This window comes from Flavobacterium facile, assembly GCF_036321945.1.
Classification (GTDB): Bacteria; Bacteroidota; Bacteroidia; order Flavobacteriales; family Flavobacteriaceae; genus Flavobacterium; species Flavobacterium facile.
The window spans coordinates 182,849-208,451 of the sequence record NZ_JAZAYT010000028.1 but is presented as its reverse complement, the minus strand read 5'-3'; the positions used below and the strand labels follow the sequence as shown (position 1 = coordinate 208,451).

The window sequence follows — 25,603 nt, the reverse complement described above, 5'->3', positions numbered from 1 at the left end:
TTAAACAATTAGATAGAAATAATCTTTCTTGCGAATCAATAAATTTACCATATGAATTTTCAAACCTATTGATGTCATAAGATGAAGCTAAATTGTTATAATATTCTTTTATTTCTAAATTCATGAAAAAACATATTAGTAGTTTGACAAAAATAGATAAATTTGTAAGAGTTCAAAATAAGTATTATTAATTTACACGCCAAAATATGAAAAATGAAAACGCCATTCAATTATTTGAAAATAAAAAGTAAGAACTGTTTGGGATGCTGAACAAGAAAAATGGTTTATTTCTGTTATTGATTTAATAGAAGTTCTAACGCTAGGAAGTATTGGAGTGTTTTAAAACTTCGTCTAAAAAAAGAAGGTAGTGAGTTGGCTACAAATTGTAGTCAACTGAAAATGCAATCCTCAGATGGTAAATTTTACAAAACGGATGTTGCTGATACAGAGCAATTATTTCGATTAATTCAATCTGTTCCATCGCCAAAAGCAGAGCCATTTAAGCTTTGGCTAGCACAAATTGTGGCAGAACGATTAGATGAAATGCAAGATCCAGAACTTTCAATTGATAGAGCTTTGGAACAATACTTACAATTAGGTTATTCTGAAAATTGGATAAATCAACGCTTAAAAAGTATTGAAATTCGAAAAGAATTAACGGGTGAATGGAAAAATAGAGGTTTAAAAGAAGGGCAACAATTTCAATTTTAACCTATATAATTTCAAAAACTTGGTCAGATAAAACAACAAAAGAATATAAAGTATTAAAAGGTTTAAAGAAAGAGAATCTTCGGGACAACATGACAAATATCGAGTTGATTTTAAATATGTTGGCAGAAGCATCAGCAAAAGATATTTCGCAAGCAGTAAATACAGAGACTTTTGAAGAAAATAAAATAGTAGCTGAACAAGGTGGAAATGTAGCTAATGTTGCTAGAAAAGAATTAGAAGCAAAAACTGGAAAAAAAGTGATAACGGAAAGTAATGCCAAATCAATATTAGGATTAAAGAATAACGATAAATAATTAATGTCAGACGTTTTACAAAAATATTTACCAGAACACGCAGTGGAACCAGTTTTCGAACTGATTAAACAAAATCAGGTGCACTTGAAAATTGTCAATGAACGAAATACACGTCATGGTGATTATCGTAGACATCCTGATGGTTTTCATCAAATTACCGTAAATGCGAATTTGAATAAATATCGTTTTTTAATGACATTAATTCACGAAATCGCACATTTGGTAGCTTTTGAAAAATACGGTAGAAACATTTTACCGCACGGAACCGAATGGAAAATTACGTTTCAACATTTAATGGTTCCATTTATTCGTCCGGAAATTTTCCCACATCAAATTTTACCTTTAATGGCAAGGCATTTTAGAAATCCGAAAGCCAGTTCTGATACAGACGCAACTTTGTCTTTAGCTTTAAAACAATTTGATGAAAGAAATACAGAGAATAATTATATCTTTGAAATTCCGTTTGGAAGCGTGTTCCGAATTAAAAACGGAAAAGTTTTTAAAAAGATTGCATTACGTGTCAAACGATACGAATGTTTAGAAGTAAGTTCAGGTAGAATGTTCTTGTTTCAACCGAATGCAGAAGTAGAAGTGATTTCAAATTAAAGCAAATTTAAAAGCTTTAAAATTCAAAATAGATGAATAAAAATTATTACGCCATATTAATGGCAGGTGGAGTGGGTTCAAGATTTTGGCCAGTGAGTACGGCTGAATATCCAAAGCAATTTCATGATATGTTAGGAACGGGTGAAACGCTAATTCAGAAAACTTTTAGTCGTTTATCGCAAATTATTCCAAAAGAAAATATTTTAATTTTAACAAACGAAAGTTATAACGATATAGTTTTAGAACAATTGCCTTCTGTAAAACAAGAACAAGTTATTTTAGAACCAGCCATGCGAAATACAGCACCTTGTATTTTGTACGCTTCTTTAAAAATTAAAAAACTAAATCCAGATGCCTTAATTTTAGTGGCGCCAAGTGACCATTGGATTGAAGACGAAATGCAATTTGCAGCCAACTTAAAACAATCATTCAATCATTGTGAAACACAAGATACTTTAATGACTTTAGGTATTTTGCCTACTTTTCCAAATACAGGTTATGGTTATATTGAGTACGATAAACTAGATTCTCGACTGATTAAAAAAGTAGTGCAATTTAGAGAAAAACCAGATTATAAAACGGCTCAAAAATTCATTCAAAGTCGAAATTTCTTGTGGAATGCAGGAATTTTTATTTGGAGTGTGAAATCAATAGTTACGGCTTTTGAAAAGTTTCAACCAGAAATGTACGAACATTTCTTAAAAGGATATGATGCCTACAATACACCTGATGAAAAAGAATTTATTGCAGAAAATTATCCGTTAGCAGAAAATATTTCCATCGATTATGCTATTTTAGAAAAAGCTCAAAATGTGTTTGTTTTGTCGGCTACTTTTGATTGGAATGATTTAGGAACTTGGGGTTCATTATACGATAAATTAGACAAAGACGAAGCAAATAACGCCATTGTTAATGCTACTGTTTATTTAGAAAATGCTACACATAACATCATCAGAACCGAAGGAAAAAAATTGGTTGTCATTGATGGTTTAAAAGATTATATAATTGTAGATAAAGAAGGTGTTTTATTCATTTATCCGAAATCTAAAGAACAAGATATTAAGAAAATTGTAGGTAAACTAAATCTATAAAAAAAAGGCTCCGAATTTTCGGAGCCTTTTTAATTTATTTTCATATTTTTTATGCTTCTTCAGTAGGAGTTTCTTCTTTGTTTCCTTTTAAGTCTTCTACTTTCGCTTCAACTGTTTCCACAACTTCAGCTATTTTTTCTTTAGCAACTGCCGCTTTTTCTTCTGTCCAATCTGTTGCTTCAGCGATTTTATCTTTTGCTGAATCTACCAATTGAGAAACTTGTTCTGGCACACCCATTTCTTCTAATTTTGCAGAAGCCGTTTCTGCTGCTTCTTCTACTTTTTCTTTTACATCAGCCACAACTTCTGTAGCTTTATCCATTGCCGAATCTGCAAATTCAGAAATATTTTCACTTGCACTTTCTGCAGTTTGTTTAGCTTTTCCAAACAAAGAGCTAAAAAAATTTGATAATCCCATAGTAAATTAATTTTTAGTTTTTTCAAAGATAAAATATTAGTAATCAATATGCAACATAAAAATTTTTGGTAATAAAAATTAATAATTTGCTAACAATTGAATAATTAATGTAAAAGCAACTTTCAAACTTTCTCAATCGTTTTCAATTTTCTATATTTGTAAAAAATCGCTATATGTTATCATTAAATGTAAAAAACGAAACATCAAGATTACGAGCAGTTGTGTTAGGGATAGCAGTAAATAACGGTCCAACACCTACAATTGAAGAAGCTTATGATCCAAAATCATTAGAACACATTAAAGCGGGTACTTATCCAATAGAAGCAGATATGGTTGCTGAAATGGAAGCGTTTAATGCAGTTTTTCAAAAATATGATGTAAAAGTATTTCGTCCTGAAATTATTAAAAATTACAATCAAATTTTCTCTCGTGATATTGGATTTGTAATCGATGATATTTTTATAAAAGCCAATATTTTGCCAGATAGAGAACGTGAATTAGACGCTATACAATATGTAATTGATCAAATTGATCCTAAAAAAGTAGTACGACCGCCAGATGAAGTGCATATTGAAGGTGGTGATGTAATGCCTTGGAACGACTATATTTTTATCGGAACTTACAAAGGTTCAGATTATAAGGATTATATTACAGCTCGTACTAATATGGAAGGTGTGCAATATATTCAAGATTTATTTCCAAATAAAAAAGTGAAAGCATTCGATTTAGTGAAATCAAAAATTGAGCCTAGAGATAATGCGCTACATTTAGATTGTTGTTTTCAACCGATTGGAACAAATAAAGGAATTGTCTACAAAAGTGGTTTCCGTGAAGAAGCCGATTATATGTTTTTAGTGAACCTTTTCGGAAAAGAAAATTTATTTCATATCGAACGTGAAGAAATGTATCATATGAATTCCAATGTTTTTTCAATTGCACCTGATGTTATTGTGTCTGAGAAAAATTTTACCAGATTAAACAATTGGTTAAGACAAAACGGATTTACAGTTGAAGAAATTCCATACGCAGAAATTTCAAAACAAGAAGGACTTTTACGTTGTTCAACTTTACCTTTAATTAGAGATTAAATAAATTTGTATCAAGTTTTACGTTGTAAAAACTGAAACCTGAAACTTTAAACAAAAAAACATGAAACAAACTACCAACACCATATTAATGATTCGTCCAGTGGCGTTTCGTATGAACGAACAAACAGCTGTGAACAACTATTATCAAAAAGTTTTAGATGATTTAACACCAGAAACGGTTAATTTCAAAGCAGTACAAGAATTTGATGCTTATGTTGAAAAACTAAAAAGCGTTGGTATTAATGTAATTGTGATTCAAGATAAAAAAGAACCAGATACACCAGATAGTATTTTTCCGAACAATTGGATTTCTTTTCACGAAACTGGTGATGTAGCTTTATATCCAATGTTTGCCGAAAACAGAAGGTTAGAAAGAAGAGAAGATATTTTAGATGTTTTAGAAGATAAAGGTTTCGAAATCACTGAAATTATGGATTATACTTCTGCAGAAGAAGATAATATTTATCTAGAAGGAACAGGAAGTTTAATTTTAGATAGAGAATTCAATAAAGCATATTGCGCCCTTTCTCCAAGAGCTGATGAAGAATTATTCATTGAGTTTTGTGAAGATTTTGACATGTCGCCAATTATTTTCGAAGCGTTCCAAACTGTTAATGGGGAAAGAAAAGCGATTTATCATACCAATGTAATGATGTGTATTGCAGAAACTTTTGCAGTAATCTGCTCAGATTGTATTGATGATAAAAAAGAACGTAAAATGGTCTTAGAAAACCTAAAAGCGGATGGAAAAGAAATTATTTTAATCACAGAAGAACAAGTAAACAATTTCGCTGGAAACATGTTGCAAGTTCGTGGTAAGGATGACAAGCGTTATTTAGTAATGAGTAATTCGGCTTACCAAAGTTTAACGAAAGCTCAAATCGATAAAATTGAAAAACACTGCGAAATTTTACACGCGAGTTTAGATATTATTGAAGCATGCGGTGGTGGAAGCGCTCGTTGCATGATGGCTGAGGTTTTCTTACCGAAAGTAGAATAACAAATAAAAGGATAAAAAATCCCGATTTCAAATAAGAAATCGGGATTTTTTATTTAGATGTGGTTTTAAACTTGTTTATATTTTTTATCATCCCATCGAAAATAAAATAATGAAACGGTAACATAGCATACCAATATAATCTACCCCAAATACCGTGTGGTCGGAATGTTGCCGTTTGATGTAAGGTGTTGGTTTTGTCAATTCTAAATTCTAGCCAAGCTTCACCGGGAACTTTCATTTCGGCAAATAGTAACAAACGTTTATTTTCTTTATCGGCTAATAAAACACGCCAAAAATCTAAAGCATCTCCATTGTCTAATTGTGAGGGATGAGTTCTTCCTCTACGAATGCCAATTCCTCCAAAGGCTTTATCAAGAATTCCACGTAAATTCCAAATCCAAGTCGCATAATACCAACCTCGATGACCACCAATAGACCAAATGTTTTCTATTGTGTTTTCTACATTGGTGATTTTGATTCTTTTTTTATCTTTAAAACAACCATATTTTGGAATTTGAATATAATTAGAAAGTGGCTGATTCAATCTGCTACTAGTTAAACTGTCTTTCCAACTTGAAATAACAGAATTTTGTTCAATTTTATCAAACGCTAATCGTATCGCTTCTTTATACGTAGTGCCTTCAAACGGAATGATTTTTTTTATTTCCGAATCTTTTGCAATCACTTCTACTTTCAAACTGTTAATTAAATTCACCGCTAAATAATAAGATGTTGAGGTGACGAAAAATAACCAATATGATGACAATCGCGGAGTCATTAATGGGAAATTATAAACTTTTAAATTCAAGTTTCTAACTTCAGCATATTGTTCCATCAATTGTTTGTAGGTCAGAATGTTTGGTCCGGCAACATCAAAAGATTTATTATACGTTTTCGGATTTTCAATAACGCCAATTAAATATTTTAAAACATCTCTAATCGCAATAGGATGTGTTCGAGTTAACACCCATTTTGGAGCAATCATCAAGGGTAATTTTTCACATAAATCTCTAATAATTTCAAAAGAAGAACTTCCAGAACCTACAATAATTCCAGCTCGTAAAACCGTTAAATTATAATTTCCAGAAAATAAAATTTGTTCTACATTTAAACGAGATTGTAAATGTTTGGATAGGGAATTATTATTGACAATACCGCTCAAATAAATCACTTGTTTGATAGCAGAGTTATCTAAATATTTATTAAAATTTTTAGCTGAAGTTTTTTCTAATTCATCAAAATCTCCGATTGAGGTCGACATAGAATGAATCATGTAATAAGCAATATCTACATCATTTAAGATAGCTGTTTCTTCATGAGGTTTTGTGAAATCAACTTCCCAGATGGAAATTTTTTGCAACATTTCGTCGTCAATTCCTAATCGGTTTTTGTCTCTAACTGCGCACACTACTTCATGACCTAAAAGTAATAGTTCAGGTAATAATCGTCTAGAAACATAACCATTGGCACCAGTTAGTAAAATCTTCATACAGAATTATTTATATGAAATTACGATATTTTAATCTTTATTAAGGTCAAACAAAAGTTAAAATTGAATTTTCTTAAAATATTTTGGTTTAAATACTAAATATTTAAGTGTTTAATTCTAAAGTGGTATTAGTAAAATTTCTTATTTCTTGAGCACGAGTTAAATTGTTATTTAATTTTTCGTTAAAAGCAGGAATTATTTCTTTTAATTTATTTTGCCAAGCTTCAGATTTCATCTCGTTTTGAAAACATTTTTCAAGTAATTCAAGCATAATTGAAGTTGCTGTAGAAGCTCCAGGTGAAGCTCCTAATAAGGCTGCTAAAGACCCATCTTTTGATGCAATTACTTCTGTTCCAAATTCTAAAATACCTTTCCCGTTTTCATCTTTTTTAATTACTTGAACACGTTGTCCAGCATTTTCAAGTGTCCAATCTTCTTCTTTTGCAGATGGAACATATTCTTTTAAAGCATTCATTCTGTCCTCATCAGATTGAAAGACTTGTTCAATTAAATATTTGGTTAATGAAATATTTGAAATTCCAGCTCCAATCATTGGTTTTAAATTACTAATTTGAATAGAATCAAATAAATCTAAATAAGAGCCGTTTTTTAAAAACTTTGTAGAAAATCCGGCATATGGTCCAAATAATAGGGCTTTTTTACCATCAATTATTCTCGTGTCAATATGAGGCACACTCATTGGTGGTGCTCCAACTGAAGCTTTTCCGTAAACTTTAACTTGGTGTTTAGCAATGACCTCAGGATTAGTGCATTTTAACCATTGTCCACTTACAGGGAAACCACCATATCCTTCACCTTCTGGGATATTAGCTTTTTCCAATAGTAGTAAAGATCCTCCACCAGCACCAATAAATACGAAAGAAGTAATTGTTCTTACTTTCGAGTTCTGAGTTAGATTCTCAATTTTTATGCGCCATTTGTTATCATCCGTTTTTTTTAATTTCTTAACTTCATGATTATAATGGATGTGCACACCTTCTAAAGAGCTTAAATATTGAAACATACTTCTGGTTAACGAACCAAAATTCACATCAGTACCTTCATCCATTTTAGTGCAAGCTATTGTGTCTGAAGTTTTTCGATTTTCCATTATCAGAGGCGCCCATTCTGAAATAATTTTTGTATTTGTTGAAAATTGCATGCCTGCAAATAATGGATATTCTTTTAATTTTAGATATCTATTGTGTAAGAATTCTATATTTTCATTTCCCCAAACAAAACTCATATGAGGTACTTTTCGAATAAAAGTTTTAGGGTTTTTTAGAAGTTTTTTTTTAATTAAATAACTCCAAAATTGTCGTGAAACTTCAAAGGATTCACTAATTTTTAAAGCTTTCGAAATGTCAATGCTATGATCAGCTAATTGTGGCGTATAGTTTAATTCACAAAATGCAGAATGACCAGTACCAGCGTTATTCCAAGCATCAGAACTTTCTGTTGCGGCTCTGTCTAATCTTTCAAAAATATGAATGGTACATTTTGGGTTTAGTTCTTTTAGTAAAAGCCCTAATGTGGCACTCATTATTCCTGCTCCAATTAAAACAATATCTGATTCTAATCTTAATTTTTCTGACATTTTTTTAAAATTATAAGCTTTAAATTCCTCTAATAATACTTAAAGTAGCACTAATAATATACTGAATACCAATTGCAATTGTTAAGAAACCAATGATTCTTGAAATTGCCACGATTCCTGATGAACCTAATATCTTAGCTAAATAGTGTGCACTTCTTAAAACGATATAAATTAAAGCAGCAACAGCTAAAATAGCCAAACAAGAAAACAAGATTTCCGTTGTTGTAATTACATCGCCTGATTCGCTTAATTCTTGATAATAAGCAATTAATAGAGAAATGGAACCCGGACCAGCTAACATTGGCATGGCTAAAGGTGTTAAGGCAATATGTTGACGGGCTTCAGCTTCTTTTTGTACTTTTTTATTGATCCCTTTATTCTTGCTAAAATTTCCATTTAATAAGGAGAAACCGGAACTTGCAATGATAATTCCACCCGCAATTCGTAAAGCAGTAATCGTTATTCCGAAAAAGGATAAAACGTATTGACCCACAAAAAAAGAGATCATTAAAATAATAAAGACATTGATTGAAGTGACAAGTGAAGTTTTTGAGCGTTCAGAAGAAGTGTAGCCTTGAGTTAATCCTACAAATATTGGAACAGTTCCAATTGGATTTAAAACGGAAAATAAAGCAACAAATAAATAAATAAAAATGTCCATAGTTTTTTTGCAAATATATCTTGTTAATCAAAGATAGAATTTAAAATAGAATTATATAAATGTAAATTAAAAAACATTTAGTAATTTAGATAAAAATAAAATCTTATTATATGAAAACTTTAGTATTAGGCGCAACCACCAACAAAGAACGATATGCTTATAAAGCGATTCATAGTTTAATTGATAAAAGTCATCAAGTTGTAGCTATAGGTACAAAAGAAGGCATGGCTTTAGATGTGAAAATTGAAACAACAAAAGTTCCTTTTAGCGGAATTGATACGGTTACGTTATATTTAAATCCGAAAAATCAAGAGGAATATTATGATTATATTATTTCCTTAAAACCAAGACGTGTAGTTTTCAATCCAGGAACGGAAAATCCAGAGTTTTATGAAATATTAAAGAAAAATAATATTGACTTCGAAGTCGCTTGTACCTTGGTTTTGTTGGCTACGAATCAGTATTAAATTTATTGACCTTTTGTAATGACCAATAAATCATTTCATTGTCATTTTTAGTTATGTCGAAATTTAGTTTTTTAAGAAGTTTGATAGAACTTGTATTGTCAATCAAGCAGCGAGCCGTTATTTCTTTAACGATATCTTGGGTAAAAGCCCATTTTATAAGGACTTTTGTGGCTTCTTCTGCATAGCCATTTCCTCTTTCTTCTTTAATAATTCCATAACCAATATCAATATTTTCTTTTTCGTAATTAAACCCTTTAAATCCGAGATCTCCAATTATTTCAAAGGTTTCATTTTTAATAATCATCCAAGATTCAAATCCTGTTGGTGCTTCAACTAAAGATAAATTATTGCTTATTTTTGGTAAGGTTTCTAAAACATCATCATCAGGCCAATTTTTTCCTCTTTTTAAACCGATAGAATACAAATCACTAAAATCGTTACGAATCAGATTCTTGCAAATTTGTGAAGTAAAAGGAATAAGTAGTAATCTTTCGGTTTGAAGTTGATCTATTTGTAATATTTGAACTTTCAATTTATTGATTTTAGTTTGAGAAAATATTAAGTTGTTTGTTCAAACTTCTTGCTAATTAAATACAAACCAATAAAAGTTATCAATCCGTTTACTATGATTAATTCTTCTGCGAAAGCGTAAGGAATTAGTTTTGGAGCTTCTGCATCAATTCCAGAATTCATACTAATTAAATAAGTAATTGCTGGTGATAGCAAACAAATAAAAGGCACTAATTTATCTTTTACAGAACGATTTTTAACCAAAATTCCAAAAGCAAATAATCCTAATAAAGGTCCGTAAGTATAAGACGCGACTTTGAAAATTAGTTTTACAACTGATTGATTGGTTAACGAGTTAAATATCATTATCACCACAAAAATGGCCAAAGAAAAACCAATATGAACCAAATGTCTAGTTTTTACTGTGTTTTTAGTTTCTTCCTTTTTCTCCATTCCTAAGAAATCAATACAAAAAGAAGTCGTTAATGCTGTTAAAGCAGAATCTGTTGTAGCGAAAGTTGCAGCAGTTAATCCTAATAAAAAAACCACAGCCGGAACAAGTGCAAAATGATTGAAGGCAATTTCAGGAAATAATAAATCGGTTCTCACAGCGCCATTTAATGTTGGAACTGGAATGTTGTTTTTTGAAGCATATAAATATAATAGGGCTCCAACACTTAAGAAAAATAAATTAATAACTACAAAAATCCCTGTAAAAGTGAACATGTTTTTTTGAGCTTCTTTGATGTTTTTGCAACTCAGGTTTTTCTGCATCAAATCTTGGTCTAATCCAACCATGGCGATGGTTACGAAAATTCCACCTAAAATTTGTTTTATAAAATGTTGCCCTGAACCAATGAAATCTTCAAAAAAGAAAATTTTAGAATATTTTGATTTGTCAATTTCTGCAATGGCTTCGCTTAATCCAAAATTTAAACTGTCACAAACAAAATAAATCGTAAAGAAAACAGAACTCACTAAAAACACAGTTTGTAAAGTATCTGTGATGATAATGGTTTTCAATCCGCCTTTATAAGTGTAAGCAAAAATTAACCCTAAACTAATTAAAACTGTTGCTGAAAAAGGAATTCCAAATTTATCGAAAACAAAATGTTGTAACACTAAAACAACCAGATACAATCTGAAAGCAGAGCCAATTGTTCGACTCAATAGGAAAATAAATGAAGCCGTTTTATAACTAAAATAACCTAATCGTTGTTCAATATAGGTGTAAATTGATGTCAGATTTAATCTGTAATATAAAGGTAATAAAACGGTTGCTACAATAACAAAACCAATAGCATTTCCTAAAATAAATTGAAAATAAGCAAACTGATTCGCGTCAACTGCACCTGGAACAGAAATAAAAGTTACACCTGAAAGTGCGGTTCCAATCATTCCAAATGCTACCAAATACCAAGGCGATTTACTATTGGCTTTAAAAAAAGTATCGTTACTGCTTCCAGATTTTTTATTCATGAAATACGAAATTCCGAACAAAACAATAAAGTACGATAAGAAAAATAAAAGTATAGTAATTGGCTGCATAAGTTTTTTTTACAAAAATAGCAGAATAATGCAAATTCAAAGCATATTTGTTTACATTTGAAAAAATTAATTTATTTAAGGATGAAAAATATACTTACAAAGAAGTTGTTTTACTTTTTAGCATTATTTATGTTGTCGCTTACTGCTTTTGCTCAAGATGGAGAAGGTAGTGAAGAAATAGCTCCAGAAGTTGTAATTGATATGGATTTCAATAAATCTATTTATCCTGAAAGCGAAGGAAATGCCTATTTTTCAAATGAACCAAAAGCGGCTTTAATTGGTATGATTGTGCCAAAAAAGTATTCAGAACTAATTACTGAAATGAAAAAAGATCCTTCAGAAGGTATTAAAAATTTAAAAACAGGAGAATTTGATAATGCGGGTAAAAAAGTGTTTTTTTATTCTGGTAATATTACTGTAGAAAATGATAAAGAAATTTTTATGGAAGTATTAGTGAAACATTCAAATGAAAACGAATGTATTGTTGTGACATCAATGTACGAACCATCAGTAAAAGAAAAATTTGGTAAAGAAGCTAAAAGAGCCATTATTTCTGCTAAAGTTAACGAATAAAACGAAATAGAATTTATAATAAACCTATTTACAGAAATGTGAATAGGTTTTTACTTTTTAATATATTTGCAAAATGGAATTCTCATCAAAATTATTAGAAAACGCGGTTAATGAAGTAGCAATGTTACCAGGAATTGGTAAACGAACTGCTATGCGTTTGGTTTTGCATTTATTAAAACAACCAAGTGAGCAAACTCTATTGCTAACGGAAGCATTAACTAAAATGCGAAACGAAATAATTTATTGTCAAAGTTGTCATAATATTTCAGATAATGCTATTTGCGAAATTTGTAATAATGCCACTCGTGATCATTCAATTGTTTGTGTGGTGGAAGATGTAAGAGATGTTATGGCTATTGAAAATACAAGAATTTATAAAGGTATATATCATGTTTTAGGCGGGAAAATTTCTCCAATTGAAGGTGTTTCTCCAAGTCAATTAAACATAATTTCTTTAGTTGAAAAAGTGAAACAACAAAAGGTTTCAGAGATTATTTTTGCTTTAAGCTCTACAATGGAAGGCGACACCACAAATTTTTATATTTTCAAACAAATAAAAGAGTATAAAATAAATGTTTCTACTATTGCCAGAGGTATTTCTGTGGGTGACGAATTGGAATATGCGGATGAAGTAACACTTGGAAGAAGTTTATTGCACAGAATTCCCTTTGAGTCCTCAATTAAATCGATGTAATTCTTTTAAATTAACAAGGAAAAAGTATATTTGTAAAATCTTAAATTTTAATAGGATATCGCAAGAATAACAAGATTATACTAAATAAATAAAAAGTGATGCACTGTTTTAATAAAAAAACAATAAATAAGTAATATGAAATTTTTTATAAAAACCATAAAAATATTCTTTATTTTTCAATTATTGACCTCTTGTGTTCCTTATAAAGACACGCTTTATTTAGAGAAAAACAAAGAAAAAGTAGCTGATATTGAGATTAATGCGGATGCTTATAAACCATACAGACTTCAGGTTGATGATATACTTTCTGTAGAAATAAGAGCAAATAACCAAAAAGAAGTTGAAATTTTCAGTAAAACAAGAAATAATGCTTCAGGTATAGTTAACCAAGATCAATTGTATTTTGATGGTTATCAAGTTGATGGTTTTGGAAATATTAGAATACCCGTTTTAGGATTAGTTAATGTTCAAGGTCAAACCGTTGATGATATTAGTAAATTGCTTGAAAAAAAGTTATTAGAGGAATATTTTACTCCTGCTTCAAATTTATTTGTAACAGTGAAATTAGCTGGAATTAAATACACTATTAATGGTGAGATTGGAGCAACTGGTACAAAAACAGTTTTTCAAGATAAATTAAATATTTTAGAAGCAATAGCAAATTCTGGAGATATAAAAATTACTGGAAATAAGAAAGAAGTTGTGGTAATGAGAAAAATACCAACAGGTTACCAATCTGAAACAATTGACTTAACTGATGCAAATGTTATCAATTCACAATATTTTTATTTAAAGCCTAACGATTATGTTTATGTAAAACCATTAAAACAAAAAAGTACAGGTTTTGGAACAAACGGTTTACAAACACTAACTACGGTTTTGTCGCTTTTTGGAGTAATTACAACAACTTATTTATTAGTGAAAAATTTATAATTTCAAAATATGTTTGATACAAAAGATATAAAATTAATAAGTGAAGGAGCAAGTTTTGATATTAAAGCATTTCTTGTTAAACTTCTTGGACATTGGAAAATATTTTTACTTTCCATGTCAATAGCTATGTATTGGGCATATTATGTAAATATTAGGAAAGAAAGTATTTTCGGAATGGATGCTTCAATTGTTGTAAAAGATGATAGCAATCCAATGTTTTCTAATAATACAAGTTTAACGTTTAACTGGGGAGGAACTTCAGATAAAGTTCAAACCGTAATTACTACGCTACGTTCTCGAACACACAATGAAAAAGTTGTAGATAAATTACAATATTATATTCAATATCTAAGAAAAGGAGATTATTTTTATCCTGACGCTTATGGTACAATTCCTTTTAAAGCCGCAATTAATAAACAAAGAGGACAATTAGCAAATACACTAATCAGAATAAAACCAGTTTCAAATACAGAGTTTGAATTTGAAGTAGATTTTGGGGAAGCTAAAGAAGTAATGCTATATCATTATACCGATTATTCTACAAGTACAATAAAAACATCAGGAAAAAAGTTTTTTAGTAAATTTAAATTTAATCAAGAAATTAACCTTCCTTTTTTTAATGGTCAAATTACTTTAGATTCCTCAAAACCATTAAATCTTAATGAAGATATTTATATTAGGTTTGATGATTTTAACGGAACAGTTGGAGCATATAAAGGAATTGGAGTAACTGCTGATTCAAAAGCACTTTCAGTAATTGTGTTAGATATGCAAGGGTCTAATAAAGCACGTTTAGTAGAATATTTAAATTCAACAGTTACTATATTAAGAGAAAACGAATTAAATAGTAAAAATCTTTTTGCCGTAAACACTATTAGATTTATTGATAGTACTTTAAATGTAATAGAAGGACAATTAAAAAACACAGAGTCAGACTTAAAAAATTTTAGAAAAAACACGAATGTTTACGAATTAGAAGGTGGTGGAGTAAAACTTTCAGAGGAAATTTCAAGTTTAGATTTAGAACAAGACAATGTAAAACGAAAATTAGCCTTTTATAATTTTCTTAAAAGTTATTTAGAGAAAAATACTGATTATTCTAAATTGCCAGCACCAGCAGTTGCAGGAATTGACGATCCAAATATAATTACTAATGTATCAAGATTAATTCAGTTGTCAATTGAAAGAGCCGAAAAAACATATACTGTAAAAAACCAAATTTCATATAAAGAGTTAGACTCTCAAATGGAATCAGTTAAAAAAGTTTTACTAAACAATATTGAAAGTTCAAAAGCTGCCTTGTCTATTGATTTAAAGAGTATTAATGTTAGAATAAATAAAGCAGAAGGGTCAATTAGTCAATTGCCAGGAAAAGAACAAGATTATATTGATATTACAAGGAAATACTCCTTAAAAGAAAAAATATATAGCACATTTTTAGAAAAAAGAAGCGAAGCAGATATTGTAAAAGCCGCAAGTGTTTCTGATATAGAGTTTATTGATTCAGCAAAAGATGTTGGTGGTGGTTTCAGAGGACCAAAACGAACAATAAATTATGTATTGGCAATAATTGTTGGTTTCTTTTTACCCTTTTTATATGTATTAATTAAAGCTTTAGCAGATACAAATATCAATACAACACAGGAAATTATTCAATTAACTAAGATTCCAATCATTGGAGTTATAGGAAAGAAAAACACAGATAATAACCTTTCTGTGTTTGAAAAACCAAAATCGCCATTAGCAGAATCATTTAGAGCTGTAAGGTCTTCATTGCAATTTTTGTCCAAAAAACAAAACGTGGAAGGAACTAAAATTTTAATGCTAACTTCATCCATATCAGGTGAAGGTAAGTCGTTTTGTTCTATAAATTTAGCAACTGTATTTGCATTAAGTGAAAAGAAAACAGTAATTGTTGGTTTGGATTTAAGAAAACCTAAAATCTTTGGTGATTTCAAAGTAGATAATAATTTAGGAGTAGTAAATTATTTAGTTGGGCAAAAAACAGTGGATGAGATTATCTATAAATCGCATATTCCAAATTTAGATATTATTACATCAGGTCCAATTCCTCCTAATCCTTCAGAACTATTAATGAGTGATGCCATGGGTGAATTAATCGCCGATTTAAAAACAAAATACGAATATATTATTTTAGATACTCCGCCAGTTGGTTTAGTATCAGATGCTTTAGAATTATCACATTTTGCAGATGCTACTTTGTATGTGGTAAGACAAGCGTACACCAAAAGAGGAATGCTTTCTGTAGTTAATGAAAAACACCTACGTGGTGAATTGAAAAATGTAAGTATTATCTTCAATGGTTTCCAAAACAAAGCTAAATATGGATATGGATATGGTTACGGATATGGTTATGGAGCTTACGGTTACGGATATGGAGCCTACTATGATGAAGAAGAAAGAAAACCAAAAACTAAAAAAGAGAAAATTTTAGATATGCTAAATTTATCTAAAAAGAATAATTCATAAATTAAGTGTACAATTCAATTCAAAATAAAAAAATTGTCATCACAGGTGGTGCTGGTTTTATCGGCTCTAATTTGTGTGAATATTTTTTAAAAAACAAAAACCAAGTTGTTTGCTTGGATAATTTTTCTACAGGGTTTAAACATAACATTGAAATATTTTTAAGCAATCCGAATTTTACTTTAATTGAAGGTGATATTAGAAGTTTAGAAACTTGTAAAAAAGCAGTTGAAAATGCAGATTATGTTTTGCATCAAGCGGCTTTAGGAAGTGTGCCTCGCTCTATAAATGATCCAATAACTTCAAATGAAGTCAATGTTTCTGGTTTTTTAAATATGTTACAAGCATCCAAAGAAGCCCATATAAAACGTTTTGTTTATGCCGCAAGTTCTTCAACTTATGGCGATTCAGAAGCTTTGCCAAAAGTAGAAGATGTTATCGGGAAACCATTATCGCCTTACGCTATTACAAAATATGTAAACGAATTATATGCCGATGTTTTTAGTAAAACATACGGTATGGAAACTATCGGATTAAGATATTTTAATGTTTTCGGACGTCATCAAACACCAAACGGAGCTTATGCGGCCGTTATTCCGAAATTTATCTCCTTGTTTATAAATCACGAAAGTCCTGTTATTAATGGTGATGGGAATTATTCTAGAGATTTTACTTATATAGACAATGTAATTCAAATGAATGAATTAGCTTTGCAGGCTCAAAATTCAGAAGCGATAAATCAAGTATATAACACGGCTTTTGGAGAAAGAACAACCTTAAACGAATTAATTAAATATATAAAAGAATTTCTAACACCATACGATTCTGAAATAGACAATGTTTCTTGTGTTTATGGACCTAATAGAGGTGGAGACATTCCACATTCTTTGGCAAGTATTGATAAAGCTAAAGAGTTATTAGGCTATAATCCGAAATATTCTATTAAAGAAGGACTTAAAGAATCCATCGATTGGTATTGGAAAAATTTAAAAACAGAACAAAATGATTAAAAATATTTGTTGTATTGGCGCAGGTTATGTTGGTGGACCAACAATGGCAGTAATTGCTCAAAAATGTCCGCATATAAAAGTTACTGTTGTCGATTTAAATCAAGATAGAATAAACGCTTGGAATCATGAAGATTTAAGTTTATTACCAATTTACGAACCTGGTTTAGATGCAGTGGTTGGTGAAGCTAGAGGAAGAAACTTATTTTTTTCAACAGAAGTTGATAAAGCAATAGATGAAGCAGACGCTATTTTTATTTCAGTAAATACACCAACCAAAACGTATGGAGTTGGTAAAGGTATGGCAGCTGATTTAAAATATATCGAATTATGTGCCAGACAAATTGCTCGTGTAGCTAAAACGGATAAGATTGTTATTGAAAAATCTACTTTACCTGTAAGAACAGCTCAAGCGATTAAAGATATTTTAGATCATACTGGAAATGGTGTAAATTTTCAAATCTTATCTAACCCAGAATTCTTAGCGGAAGGAACAGCAATCGAAGATTTATTCGCTCCAGATAGAGTGCTTATTGGTGGCGATACCACACCAGAAGGTCAAGTTGCTATTAATAAGTTAGTTGAAGTCTATGCCAATTGGGTAAGTAGAGATAACATTTTAACCACAAACGTTTGGTCTTCAGAATTATCAAAATTAACAGCAAATGCTTTTTTAGCACAACGTGTTTCATCTATCAACGCGATGAGTGAATTGTGTGAAAAAACAGGAGCTGATGTTAATGAAGTGGCAAAAGCAATCGGTTTAGATAGTAGAATTGGTTCAAAATTCTTAAAATCATCAGTTGGTTTTGGAGGTTCTTGTTTCCAAAAAGATATTTTAAATTTAGTATACATCGCAAAATCTTATGGTTTAAATGAAGTTGCCGATTATTGGGAGCAAGTAATTATTATGAACGACCACCAAAAACGTCGTTTCTCAAAAAATATCATTAGTACTTTATATAATACGGTTTCAGGTAAAAAAATTGCTTTCTTAGGTTGGGCTTTCAAAAAAGACACCAACGATACTCGTGAATCAGCAGCTATTTATGTTGCCAATGATTTAATTAGCGAGCAAGCAAATATTGCTGTTTTCGATCCTAAAGTAGAAGCAAATCAAATTCATTTCGATTTAAATTATTTAGAAACTCGTACTGATGTAGAAAATAAAAAATACATTTCTATTGAAACAAATGGTTATGATGCTTGTAAAAACGCACACGCTATTGCTGTTTTAACAGAATGGGATGAGTTTAAAACTTACGATTGGCAAAGAATATATGACAATATGTTAAAACCAGCATTCGTTTTTGATGGTAGAAACTTATTGAACAAAGCTGAATTAGAAAAAATTGGATTTATTTACCAAGCAATTGGGAGTTAGATTGGGTTGTGAGTTGTGGGTTATGAGTTGTGGGTTATGAGTTTTACGTTGTTTGTTTTGGGTTATGAGTGATTCTAGAAGTTATAAGGATTTAGATATTTATAAGATTAGTTTGGACTTATTTTTACAAGTTCACCCAAGTTCATTAAAATTACCAAAACATGAATTATATGAATTAGGTAGCCAACTTCGACGCTCTTCGGATAGTGTTGTTTCAAATATTATTGAAGGATATGGGAGAAGAAGGTATAAAGCGGATTTTATAAGATTTTTAGTTTTTTCTCATAGTAGTTGTTTAGAAACAATAGGTCATGTTTATAAAATATCTATTTTGTATCCGGAGTTCAACTCTATTTTTGAACCTTATATTAATGAATATGAAAATTTAGGAGGTAAAATTTTTAATTTTATTTCTTACGTAGAAAAAAACTGGAAGTAAATATGAATTCAAATACATACAACACACAACACACAACACACAACAAAATCGCCATACTTGGATTAGGTTATGTAGGACTTCCTTTAGCAAGATTGTTTGCTACAAAGTATCCTGTAATTGGTTTTGATATTAATGAGCAAAGAATTTCCGAATTAAACAACGGAATCGATTTAACGTTAGAAGTTGAAGAAGATTTATTGAAATCGGTTTTAAAAAAGCATAATTCACAATTGACGACTAATTATTTACATTGTTCAAATAAATTAGAAGACATAGCCGATTGTAATTATTATATTGTGACGGTTCCAACTCCAGTTGATAAACACAATAAACCCGATTTAACTCCACTTTATAAAGCGAGTGAAACTGTTGCGAAAGTCTTAAAAAAAGGAGATATTGTGATTTACGAATCAACAGTTTATCCAGGTGTAACAGAAGAAGAATGTGTGCCTGTTTTAGAGAAATTATCAGGATTAAAATTTAATGTCGACTTTTTTGCAGGTTATTCACCAGAAAGAATCAATCCAGGAGATAAAGAACATACGGTTGATAAAATTTTAAAAGTTACCGCAGGTTCCACTCCAGAAATTGGCTTAAAAGTTGATGCTTTATACAATAGTGTAATTACTGCAGGAACGCATTTAGCACCCACAATTAAAGTGGCAGAAGCTGCTAAAGTTATAGAAAATTCGCAACGTGATATCAATATTGCGTTTGTAAATGAATTAGCAAAAATATTCAATATTCTAGATATTAATACACAAGATGTTTTAGAAGCAGCTGGTACAAAATGGAATTTCCTTCCTTTTAAACCAGGTTTGGTTGGCGGACATTGTATTGGTGTTGATCCGTATTATTTAGCACAAAAAGCTATAGAAGCAGGTTATCATCCAGAAATTATTTTGGCTGGTAGACGTATGAATGACAGTATGGGCGAATATGTTGCATCTGAGGTTGTGAAGTTGATGATTAAGAAAGAAATCGTTTTGCATAAAGCAGAATTGTTGCTTTTAGGTATCACATTCAAAGAAAATTGTCCGGATGTACGAAACACAAAAATTGTAGATATCGTTCACGCTCTGAAAGAATACGGCATAAATATTACCATCTATGATCCGTGGGCAAAACCAGAAGAAGTACTTCATGAATACGGAATTGTAACCACTAAAACGATTCCATCATCACAATTTGATGCCGTAATTTTAGGCGTTTCTCATACCGTGTTTAGTACTTTAGATATCAATTTATTAACAAAAAGTAATAATGTTGTTTATGATGTAAAAGGTTTCCTTACAGCAGAAGTTGACGGAAGATTGTAATTTTTAGATTAAGTTTCTATTCAATAATTAATTTAAGGATTGTTCTTTTAAGTTACTAAATAAGTAAAGATGTTAAATTATATTTTTAAAAAAAACACTGCTGATTCTGAAAGAACACTTATCATAAAAAAAAATATTTTGGGTTCTTTTGTTGCGAAAGGATTAAATGTTTTGGTTTGTTTTTTATTGGTTCCATTTACTATTTCCATATTAAATAATGAAAAATATGGAATTTGGATTACTATTTTTTCGATAGTAAATTGGTTCAATATTATGGATATTGGATTAGGTAATGGTTTTAGAAATAAATTTGCCGAAACTATTGCAAATAAGAATTATAGTAAAGGTAAAGAATATGTACAAACCTTATATTCTTCCACTTTTTTAATTTCTTCTATATTTTTAATTCTATTTTTGTGTGTTAATTTTTATCTTGATTGGTATAAAATACTAAATGTAAATCCTGATATTAGCGAAAATTTAAATACAATTGTTTTAGTTGTGTTTGTGCTTTTTTGTTTTCAATTGGTACTAAAAAATATTTCAACTATTTTATTAGCAATACAAAAAACAGCATTTAGTAATGTTTTAGTTTTGTTAGGTAATGTTATTTCTTTTCTTGTAATTATTCTAATAAATTATTTTTTCAAAATAAATTTATTTATTGTTGCTTTCGTGTTTATGCTTTCGCCAATTATAGTTTATTTTTTGGCAACATTTATAGTATTTAAAGAAGAACTTAAAGAATATAAACCTTCGTTTGAAATTATTCCTAAAAGAAATTCATTTAATGAATTAATGACATTAGGTTTAAAGTTTTTTCTTATTCAAATTACAAGTATAATTATTTTTTCATCTAGTAGTATTTTAATTACTAGATTATATGGTCCATCTTCAGTTACGTCTTACAATATTGCATTTCAGTTATTTGCTGCAGCACAAATTGTTTTTACAATAATTGTAACACCTTTTTGGACAGCATTTACTGATGCTAATTCTAATGAAGATTATACTTGGATAAAAAATTCGATAAAAAACTTATTAAAATTATGGATATTATTCTCTATAGGAGTATTAGTTTTATGGTTAATATCACCAATAGTTTTTAAAATATGGATTGGCAATAAAGTTTCAATTCCGTTTCAATTATCTTTTCAATTTGCATTATATACTATTTTAATAACAGGAATTTCTATTTTTTCTGCTTTCATTGCAGGAATTGGAAAAATTCAATTAACATTAATAGTTTCAATAATTCAATGTATTGTATATATTCCTTTGGCTTATTTTTTAGCAAAAATGATGAATTTACATACTATTGGAGTTATAATGGCTATTAATATTAATATGTTTGTAACTTTGATTTCTTGTTTCATTCAAACTAGAAAGTTAATTTCAAAAAAAGCATTTGGTATTTGGAATAAATAAAATTTGCATAAACAAAAGAATACTATTTATGATTAGTTTTTTATTATCTAAAGTACTTGCAAGGATTAAAAATGCCATAAAATTTCCAATTTGGTATGTTTTCAATTATTTGAAACTTAAAATTGAAATGGTTTCTTATGAAAAGTTTCCAATAATTAATGGATTTATATTATTAGTTAATAGAGGTGAAATTAATTTAGGAAAAGATATAATAATTACTAGTAATAATTATTCAAATCCAGTTGGAAATGGCAATCGTACAGCAATTTATTGTAGTGCAAGTGGCAAAGTTACTATTGAAGATTTTGTTTCTATGAGTAATGTAACCATTTTCAGTCTAGAAGAAGTAAAAATCGAAAAATATGTTATGATAGGTGGCGGTGTTCAAATTTTAGATTCTGATTTTCATCCTATTCACTTTGAGAATAGAGTAGTTAACGATGTTGCCAAAATTATTTCAAAACCTATACTGCTTAAACAAGGTTGTTTTATTGGAGCAAATTCTATCATTTTAAAAGGTGTTACCATAGGAGTGAATTCTGTTATTGGGGCCGGAAGCGTTGTAAGTAAAAGCATTCCTGATAATGAAATTTGGGGAGGTAACCCTGCACAATTCATAAAAAAAATATAGGATGATAGGTTCATTAATTTTCTTTTTGTTATTCCTTTGTTTTTATATGACTAAGTTCACAAAGGGGATTTTTGTTTTGATGCTATTTTCTTTGATGAATGATTTAATTGTTTTTTCTTTTGGATTTTCATTGCCCTTACATTTTATAATCTCATTATTTTATGTTCCAACTATTTTAATGAATTTTTCTAAAATTTCAAACAGGATAAATCCGATATTACTTCCCTTATATTTTGAAATTTTATACTTAATAATTTTAGCAATTATTTTTGGATATATTCATCCATGGGAAGATAGTCAAGATTTACTTCGTTCTTGGAGTCAAAAAGCAGAAGGAAGAGCGGTTGTACAAACCTTTAGAATAATAATTGAATTCTTTTTAGTTTTTTTAGTTGTGTTTTGGTTAAAAACAAACAAAATTACTATGAATTTTGTTATTAAATCAATTGTTTATTTGATTGTTTTAAATTTGATTGTTGCTTTTCTTGATGTAAGTTTTAATGGAGTAATTAAGAATTTTTTATTTTCAGAATCCCGCTTTATAGGAGATAGATATACAGCATTAAATGGAGAACCAAGAGCTTTTGGTAGAGTTTGTGTTTTAACATTTTTAACCTTATTAGGTTTAAAAACATATATTGATAACAAGAGATTAGTCAACATTGGGCTCCTAGTTTCAATATTAGGATTGTTACTGAGTTTATCAGCTTCAGCAATATTAATGCTTGTTATAAGTGTTGGGATTTATTTTGCTTTTTCTGGTAGGATTAAATTTATAATTTTAGGAATACCAATGCTGTTTTTACTGTATTCATTATTAAATCAAGACGAATTTTTTAGACAGAATACACTTTTGAAAATTGAGGCCACTTTATTAGAAGAGAATGAGTTTGCTAACGAAAAAGTTAATTCTTATGAACCTAATTTCTTTAGTCATTTTGAAATATTTGATAGAGCCGCCTTAAATTTTTTATATTTTAATCAAGATTATATTATAACAGGAACTGGGCCAAATTTAATAAGTATACCTTCATCCAAGTTTTTAACAGAAACCAATTCAAAAGAATATGAAGATAGAATTGATAGTGCGCCACATAGTTTTATAATAAATCTACTAGCGAGATCGGGAGTCATAGGTATTTTATTGTGGATTTTGTTTTTCACTAAATTAGCAAAAAGAACATTTAACATTAGTTTGGATATCTTTGCATTCTTCATTTCAATATTTGTAGCAAATATGATGGTTTTAACTTCGTATTACTTATTTATTTTAGCAATAATTTTATATTTAGTAAGTGAGAATAATTTAAAAAATAAAAAAACAGTAGTAAGATGATAAGTATAATTACACCCGTATTAAACGGAGAGCGTTTTGTTGAAAAAAATATTCTTTCTATTCAATCCTTAACCGTTCCTTTTGAGCATATCATTGTAGATGGAGGTTCAACTGATAAAACTTTACAAATTATTAGTAAATTTCCGCATGTCAAAGTAATTCATCAAACGGAAAAAAACGGTTTATATGGAGCAATTCATTTAGGATATGAAAATGCTAAATTTGATTATTTAGCTTGGGTAAATTGTGATGACATTATCTATTCTCAAAATTATGAATTTGCTCTAAAGAAAGCAATTTCAGAAAAAATTGATTTTGTTTATGGTAATTCCGAATTTAATTGGTCTAATGAAAATAAAATCACTTTTCAAAAGGCAAATCCTTTCGGTAAATATTTTTTAAAGAAAGGAATACTTCCATTTGTTCAGCCATCAAGTATTTATTCTAAAAAAATATATGATGTAATTAAGTTTAATTATGAAACTTATAGAATTATTGGCGATATAGATTTTTTTATAAATATCGCTCTAAATGATGATTTTAAATTTTGGTATTGTAGAAAAACACTTTCTCAGTTCTTAAAATATGGTGCCTCTTTAGGTGATTTAAACCACGATTTATATCTTAAAGAAAGAAAATTATTAAATAGAAATCCGAACCTTGTCCATAAAATAATGTATAAATTAACTTTAAATTTTTAGTTTATAAAATAATGAAGAAATTATGAAACTACTTTATTTGTATTCTGAAATTATGGGATATAATGTTCCAACAATTAACATTTTGGCTGAAAATTATTGTTCAGAAATTAATGTGATTAGTTGGAAAAAAAAAATATCTAATTATCAAATTGAAAAATCAGAAAAGGTAAATTATTTTTATAAAGAAGATTTTAATAAAATAGAATTAGTAAATTTTGTAAATAAATTTTCTCCAAATTTAGTGGTAGTTTCTGGCTGGATGGATAAAGAATACTTAGAAATTTGTAAAGATTTAAAAAACAAAGGAGTCACTATTGTTGGGGCGATGGATACACAATGGAAAAATACTATTCGACAAAAAATAGCCACAATTATTGCTCCCTTTTATCATAAAAAATATTTTGATCATTTATGGGTTTCAGGAATTTATCAATTTGAATACGCAAAAAGATTAGGCTTTTCAAATGAAAACATAATATTTAATTGCTATTCTGCAAACACCAATTTGTTAGAAAACAACAAAATGGAGGTTAATGATGATTTTAAAACATTATTGTTTATCGGTCGTTTTGATAAAGTAAAAGGAATTGACATTTTATTAAATGTTTTTACAGACTATATTAATGAAACAAAATCAAAATTAAAACTTAAATTAATTGGTGGAGGAATAGAGTTAGATATAGTAAAAAAACATGAATCAGATGCCATTATTGTTAAAGAGTTTATACAACCAGAACATCTTTTAGAGGAATTAAAAGATGTTCAAGGATTTATTTTACCTAGCATATCAGAGCCTTGGGGTGTTGTAATTCATGAAATGGCTGCTGCTGGTTTACCTTTACTGGTTTCCAATGTTTGTGGTGCTAATTCTGTTTTTGCAATAAATAATTACAATTCTTTTGTCTTTATGGCTAACGATAAAATGGATTTAAGAAATGCAATTGAGAAATTTGATTTAACTTCAAATTCAGAATTAATTGAAATGGGAAAAAGAAGTAAGGTTTTGAGTAAAAAAATAAATCCTGAAACTTCAGCGGCGTCACTAATGAGTATCAACTTAAAATAGTTAACAATGATTTTATTTGACGCAGTTTTTATAAATAATGGTGGAGGAAAGATTTTATTAGATTATTTAATTGATGAAATTGAAAAACAAAATATTGAAATAACC

26 protein-coding genes are annotated in these 25,603 nt (G+C 29.3%); 20 read left to right on the top strand and 6 right to left on the bottom strand.

The window, feature by feature from the left end; translation table 11 throughout:
* Positions 1-399: 399 nt before the first annotated feature.
* The 4 genes from UEQ13_RS15670 to UEQ13_RS15655 all read left to right on the top strand — a co-directional run bounded on the left by UEQ13_RS15670 (position 400) and on the right by UEQ13_RS15655 (position 2,722).
* Positions 400-711 (top strand): BRO family protein, encoded by a 312-nt coding sequence (locus UEQ13_RS15670; protein WP_329804550.1) that lies wholly within the window; start codon positions 400-402, stop codon positions 709-711.
* 89 nt (positions 712-800) lie between these two features.
* Entirely contained in the window at positions 801-1,025 is a 225-nt protein-coding gene (locus tag UEQ13_RS15665; RefSeq protein ID WP_329804549.1) for a hypothetical protein, read from the top strand.
* A 3-nt stretch (positions 1,026-1,028) separates the two neighbouring features.
* Positions 1,029-1,631 carry a SprT-like domain-containing protein gene (locus tag UEQ13_RS15660; protein WP_329804548.1) on the top strand — a complete coding sequence of 201 codons (603 nt, stop codon included), beginning with the start codon at positions 1,029-1,031 and terminating at the stop codon, positions 1,629-1,631.
* A 32-nt stretch (positions 1,632-1,663) separates the two neighbouring features.
* Complete coding sequence (locus tag UEQ13_RS15655) at positions 1,664-2,722, top strand: mannose-1-phosphate guanylyltransferase (RefSeq protein WP_329804547.1); 1,059 nt, start codon at positions 1,664-1,666, stop codon at positions 2,720-2,722.
* Between the two features lie 49 nt (positions 2,723-2,771).
* Here the strand turns inward: UEQ13_RS15655 and UEQ13_RS15650 are convergent, their stop codons facing one another.
* The gene (locus tag UEQ13_RS15650) at positions 2,772-3,140 is read right to left on the bottom strand and encodes a hypothetical protein (protein ID WP_329804546.1); all 369 of its coding nucleotides are present in this window, start codon (positions 3,138-3,140) and stop codon (positions 2,772-2,774) included.
* Positions 3,141-3,313: 173 nt separating this feature from the next.
* Between UEQ13_RS15650 and UEQ13_RS15645 the strand changes: the two genes are divergently transcribed.
* Positions 3,314-4,228: a dimethylarginine dimethylaminohydrolase family protein gene (locus UEQ13_RS15645; RefSeq protein ID WP_329804545.1), complete on the top strand. Its 915-nt coding sequence runs from the start codon at positions 3,314-3,316 to the stop codon at positions 4,226-4,228.
* Positions 4,229-4,289: 61 nt separating this feature from the next.
* Positions 4,290-5,228 carry a citrulline utilization hydrolase CtlX gene (gene ctlX / locus UEQ13_RS15640; RefSeq protein WP_329804544.1) on the top strand — a complete coding sequence of 313 codons (939 nt, stop codon included), beginning with the start codon at positions 4,290-4,292 and terminating at the stop codon, positions 5,226-5,228.
* Positions 5,229-5,277: 49 nt separating this feature from the next.
* On the opposite strand, the gene UEQ13_RS15635 is transcribed toward ctlX, so the two are convergent.
* From UEQ13_RS15635 to UEQ13_RS15625, 3 genes are all read right to left on the bottom strand, one after another.
* On the bottom strand, positions 5,278-6,717 hold the full coding sequence (locus tag UEQ13_RS15635; protein ID WP_329804543.1) for an SDR family oxidoreductase: 1,440 nt from the start codon (positions 6,715-6,717) through the stop codon (positions 5,278-5,280).
* A gap of 103 nt (positions 6,718-6,820) precedes the next feature.
* Positions 6,821-8,314 carry a malate:quinone oxidoreductase gene (locus tag UEQ13_RS15630; RefSeq protein WP_329804542.1) on the bottom strand — a complete coding sequence of 498 codons (1,494 nt, stop codon included), beginning with the start codon at positions 8,312-8,314 and terminating at the stop codon, positions 6,821-6,823.
* A 19-nt stretch (positions 8,315-8,333) separates the two neighbouring features.
* Entirely contained in the window at positions 8,334-8,975 is a 642-nt protein-coding gene (locus UEQ13_RS15625) for a MarC family NAAT transporter (protein ID WP_329804541.1), read from the bottom strand.
* Between the two features lie 110 nt (positions 8,976-9,085).
* Here UEQ13_RS15625 and UEQ13_RS15620 point away from each other — a divergent pair, with 110 nt between their 5' ends.
* Positions 9,086-9,442: a CoA-binding protein gene (locus UEQ13_RS15620; protein ID WP_329804540.1), complete on the top strand. Its 357-nt coding sequence runs from the start codon at positions 9,086-9,088 to the stop codon at positions 9,440-9,442.
* On the opposite strand, the gene UEQ13_RS15615 is transcribed toward UEQ13_RS15620, so the two are convergent.
* Both UEQ13_RS15615 and UEQ13_RS15610 read right to left on the bottom strand, forming a co-directional pair.
* On the bottom strand, positions 9,426-9,974 hold the full coding sequence (locus UEQ13_RS15615) for a GNAT family N-acetyltransferase (protein WP_329804539.1): 549 nt from the start codon (positions 9,972-9,974) through the stop codon (positions 9,426-9,428). The two genes, UEQ13_RS15620 and UEQ13_RS15615, sit on opposite strands and share 17 nt — an antisense overlap.
* Before the next feature lie 26 nt (positions 9,975-10,000).
* Positions 10,001-11,500: a sodium:solute symporter gene (locus UEQ13_RS15610; RefSeq protein WP_329804538.1), complete on the bottom strand. Its 1,500-nt coding sequence runs from the start codon at positions 11,498-11,500 to the stop codon at positions 10,001-10,003.
* 81 nt (positions 11,501-11,581) lie between these two features.
* On the opposite strand from UEQ13_RS15610, the gene UEQ13_RS15605 reads away from it, so the two are divergent.
* From UEQ13_RS15605 to UEQ13_RS15545, 13 genes are all read left to right on the top strand, one after another.
* Positions 11,582-12,073 (top strand): hypothetical protein, encoded by a 492-nt coding sequence (locus UEQ13_RS15605; RefSeq protein WP_329804537.1) that lies wholly within the window; start codon positions 11,582-11,584, stop codon positions 12,071-12,073.
* A gap of 73 nt (positions 12,074-12,146) precedes the next feature.
* Entirely contained in the window at positions 12,147-12,767 is a 621-nt protein-coding gene (gene recR / locus UEQ13_RS15600; protein ID WP_329804536.1) for a recombination mediator RecR, read from the top strand.
* Between the two features lie 135 nt (positions 12,768-12,902).
* On the top strand, positions 12,903-13,700 hold the full coding sequence (locus tag UEQ13_RS15595; protein WP_329804535.1) for a polysaccharide biosynthesis/export family protein: 798 nt from the start codon (positions 12,903-12,905) through the stop codon (positions 13,698-13,700).
* Between the two features lie 9 nt (positions 13,701-13,709).
* Positions 13,710-16,190: an exopolysaccharide transport family protein gene (locus UEQ13_RS15590; protein WP_329804533.1), complete on the top strand. Its 2,481-nt coding sequence runs from the start codon at positions 13,710-13,712 to the stop codon at positions 16,188-16,190.
* Positions 16,191-16,195: 5 nt separating this feature from the next.
* A complete protein-coding gene (locus UEQ13_RS15585) occupies positions 16,196-17,197 on the top strand; it encodes an SDR family oxidoreductase (RefSeq protein WP_329804532.1) in 1,002 nt (333 codons plus the stop codon).
* The gene (locus UEQ13_RS15580) at positions 17,190-18,578 is read left to right on the top strand and encodes a UDP-glucose 6-dehydrogenase (protein WP_329804531.1); all 1,389 of its coding nucleotides are present in this window, start codon (positions 17,190-17,192) and stop codon (positions 18,576-18,578) included. The genes UEQ13_RS15585 and UEQ13_RS15580 overlap by 8 nt, the downstream gene beginning before the upstream one ends.
* A 64-nt stretch (positions 18,579-18,642) precedes the next feature.
* A complete protein-coding gene (locus UEQ13_RS15575; RefSeq protein ID WP_329804530.1) occupies positions 18,643-19,017 on the top strand; it encodes a four helix bundle protein in 375 nt (124 codons plus the stop codon).
* 2 nt (positions 19,018-19,019) lie between these two features.
* Complete coding sequence (locus UEQ13_RS15570; protein WP_329804529.1) at positions 19,020-20,336, top strand: nucleotide sugar dehydrogenase; 1,317 nt, start codon at positions 19,020-19,022, stop codon at positions 20,334-20,336.
* A 69-nt stretch (positions 20,337-20,405) separates the two neighbouring features.
* Positions 20,406-21,764: an MATE family efflux transporter gene (locus tag UEQ13_RS15565; protein WP_329804528.1), complete on the top strand. Its 1,359-nt coding sequence runs from the start codon at positions 20,406-20,408 to the stop codon at positions 21,762-21,764.
* Between the two features lie 28 nt (positions 21,765-21,792).
* On the top strand, positions 21,793-22,395 hold the full coding sequence (locus UEQ13_RS15560) for an acyltransferase (protein ID WP_329804527.1): 603 nt from the start codon (positions 21,793-21,795) through the stop codon (positions 22,393-22,395).
* 178 nt (positions 22,396-22,573) lie between these two features.
* Positions 22,574-23,731, top strand: a complete 1,158-nt coding sequence (locus tag UEQ13_RS15555; protein WP_329804526.1) for a hypothetical protein — start codon at positions 22,574-22,576, stop codon at positions 23,729-23,731.
* Positions 23,728-24,432: a glycosyltransferase gene (locus UEQ13_RS15550; RefSeq protein ID WP_329804525.1), complete on the top strand. Its 705-nt coding sequence runs from the start codon at positions 23,728-23,730 to the stop codon at positions 24,430-24,432. The genes UEQ13_RS15555 and UEQ13_RS15550 overlap by 4 nt, the downstream gene beginning before the upstream one ends.
* A gap of 22 nt (positions 24,433-24,454) precedes the next feature.
* Positions 24,455-25,498 carry a glycosyltransferase gene (locus UEQ13_RS15545; RefSeq protein ID WP_329804524.1) on the top strand — a complete coding sequence of 348 codons (1,044 nt, stop codon included), beginning with the start codon at positions 24,455-24,457 and terminating at the stop codon, positions 25,496-25,498.
* Positions 25,499-25,603: the final 105 nt, after the last annotated feature.

Excerpts from the sequence above, each read along its gene's own strand:
- UEQ13_RS15670 (WP_329804550.1), top strand. The coding sequence starts at position 400 with ATGCAATCCTCAGATGGTAAATTTTACAAAACGGATGTTGCTGATACA.
- UEQ13_RS15665 (WP_329804549.1), top strand. The coding sequence starts at position 801 with ATGACAAATATCGAGTTGATTTTAAATATGTTGGCAGAAGCATCAGCA.
- UEQ13_RS15660 (WP_329804548.1), top strand. The coding sequence starts at position 1,029 with ATGTCAGACGTTTTACAAAAATATTTACCAGAACACGCAGTGGAACCA.
- UEQ13_RS15655 (WP_329804547.1), top strand. The coding sequence starts at position 1,664 with ATGAATAAAAATTATTACGCCATATTAATGGCAGGTGGAGTGGGTTCA.
- UEQ13_RS15650 (WP_329804546.1), bottom strand. The coding sequence starts at position 3,140 with ATGGGATTATCAAATTTTTTTAGCTCTTTGTTTGGAAAAGCTAAACAA.
- UEQ13_RS15645 (WP_329804545.1), top strand. The coding sequence starts at position 3,314 with ATGTTATCATTAAATGTAAAAAACGAAACATCAAGATTACGAGCAGTT.
- ctlX (WP_329804544.1), top strand. The coding sequence starts at position 4,290 with ATGAAACAAACTACCAACACCATATTAATGATTCGTCCAGTGGCGTTT.
- UEQ13_RS15635 (WP_329804543.1), bottom strand. The coding sequence starts at position 6,717 with ATGAAGATTTTACTAACTGGTGCCAATGGTTATGTTTCTAGACGATTA.
- UEQ13_RS15630 (WP_329804542.1), bottom strand. The coding sequence starts at position 8,314 with ATGTCAGAAAAATTAAGATTAGAATCAGATATTGTTTTAATTGGAGCA.
- UEQ13_RS15625 (WP_329804541.1), bottom strand. The coding sequence starts at position 8,975 with ATGGACATTTTTATTTATTTATTTGTTGCTTTATTTTCCGTTTTAAAT.
- UEQ13_RS15620 (WP_329804540.1), top strand. The coding sequence starts at position 9,086 with ATGAAAACTTTAGTATTAGGCGCAACCACCAACAAAGAACGATATGCT.
- UEQ13_RS15610 (WP_329804538.1), bottom strand. The coding sequence starts at position 11,500 with ATGCAGCCAATTACTATACTTTTATTTTTCTTATCGTACTTTATTGTT.
- UEQ13_RS15605 (WP_329804537.1), top strand. The coding sequence starts at position 11,582 with ATGAAAAATATACTTACAAAGAAGTTGTTTTACTTTTTAGCATTATTT.
- recR (WP_329804536.1), top strand. The coding sequence starts at position 12,147 with ATGGAATTCTCATCAAAATTATTAGAAAACGCGGTTAATGAAGTAGCA.
- UEQ13_RS15595 (WP_329804535.1), top strand. The coding sequence starts at position 12,903 with ATGAAATTTTTTATAAAAACCATAAAAATATTCTTTATTTTTCAATTA.
- UEQ13_RS15590 (WP_329804533.1), top strand. The coding sequence starts at position 13,710 with ATGTTTGATACAAAAGATATAAAATTAATAAGTGAAGGAGCAAGTTTT.
- UEQ13_RS15580 (WP_329804531.1), top strand. The coding sequence starts at position 17,190 with ATGATTAAAAATATTTGTTGTATTGGCGCAGGTTATGTTGGTGGACCA.
- UEQ13_RS15575 (WP_329804530.1), top strand. The coding sequence starts at position 18,643 with ATGAGTGATTCTAGAAGTTATAAGGATTTAGATATTTATAAGATTAGT.
- UEQ13_RS15570 (WP_329804529.1), top strand. The coding sequence starts at position 19,020 with ATGAATTCAAATACATACAACACACAACACACAACACACAACAAAATC.
- UEQ13_RS15565 (WP_329804528.1), top strand. The coding sequence starts at position 20,406 with ATGTTAAATTATATTTTTAAAAAAAACACTGCTGATTCTGAAAGAACA.
- UEQ13_RS15560 (WP_329804527.1), top strand. The coding sequence starts at position 21,793 with ATGATTAGTTTTTTATTATCTAAAGTACTTGCAAGGATTAAAAATGCC.
- UEQ13_RS15555 (WP_329804526.1), top strand. The coding sequence starts at position 22,574 with ATGAATTTTTCTAAAATTTCAAACAGGATAAATCCGATATTACTTCCC.
- UEQ13_RS15550 (WP_329804525.1), top strand. The coding sequence starts at position 23,728 with ATGATAAGTATAATTACACCCGTATTAAACGGAGAGCGTTTTGTTGAA.
- UEQ13_RS15545 (WP_329804524.1), top strand. The coding sequence starts at position 24,455 with ATGAAACTACTTTATTTGTATTCTGAAATTATGGGATATAATGTTCCA.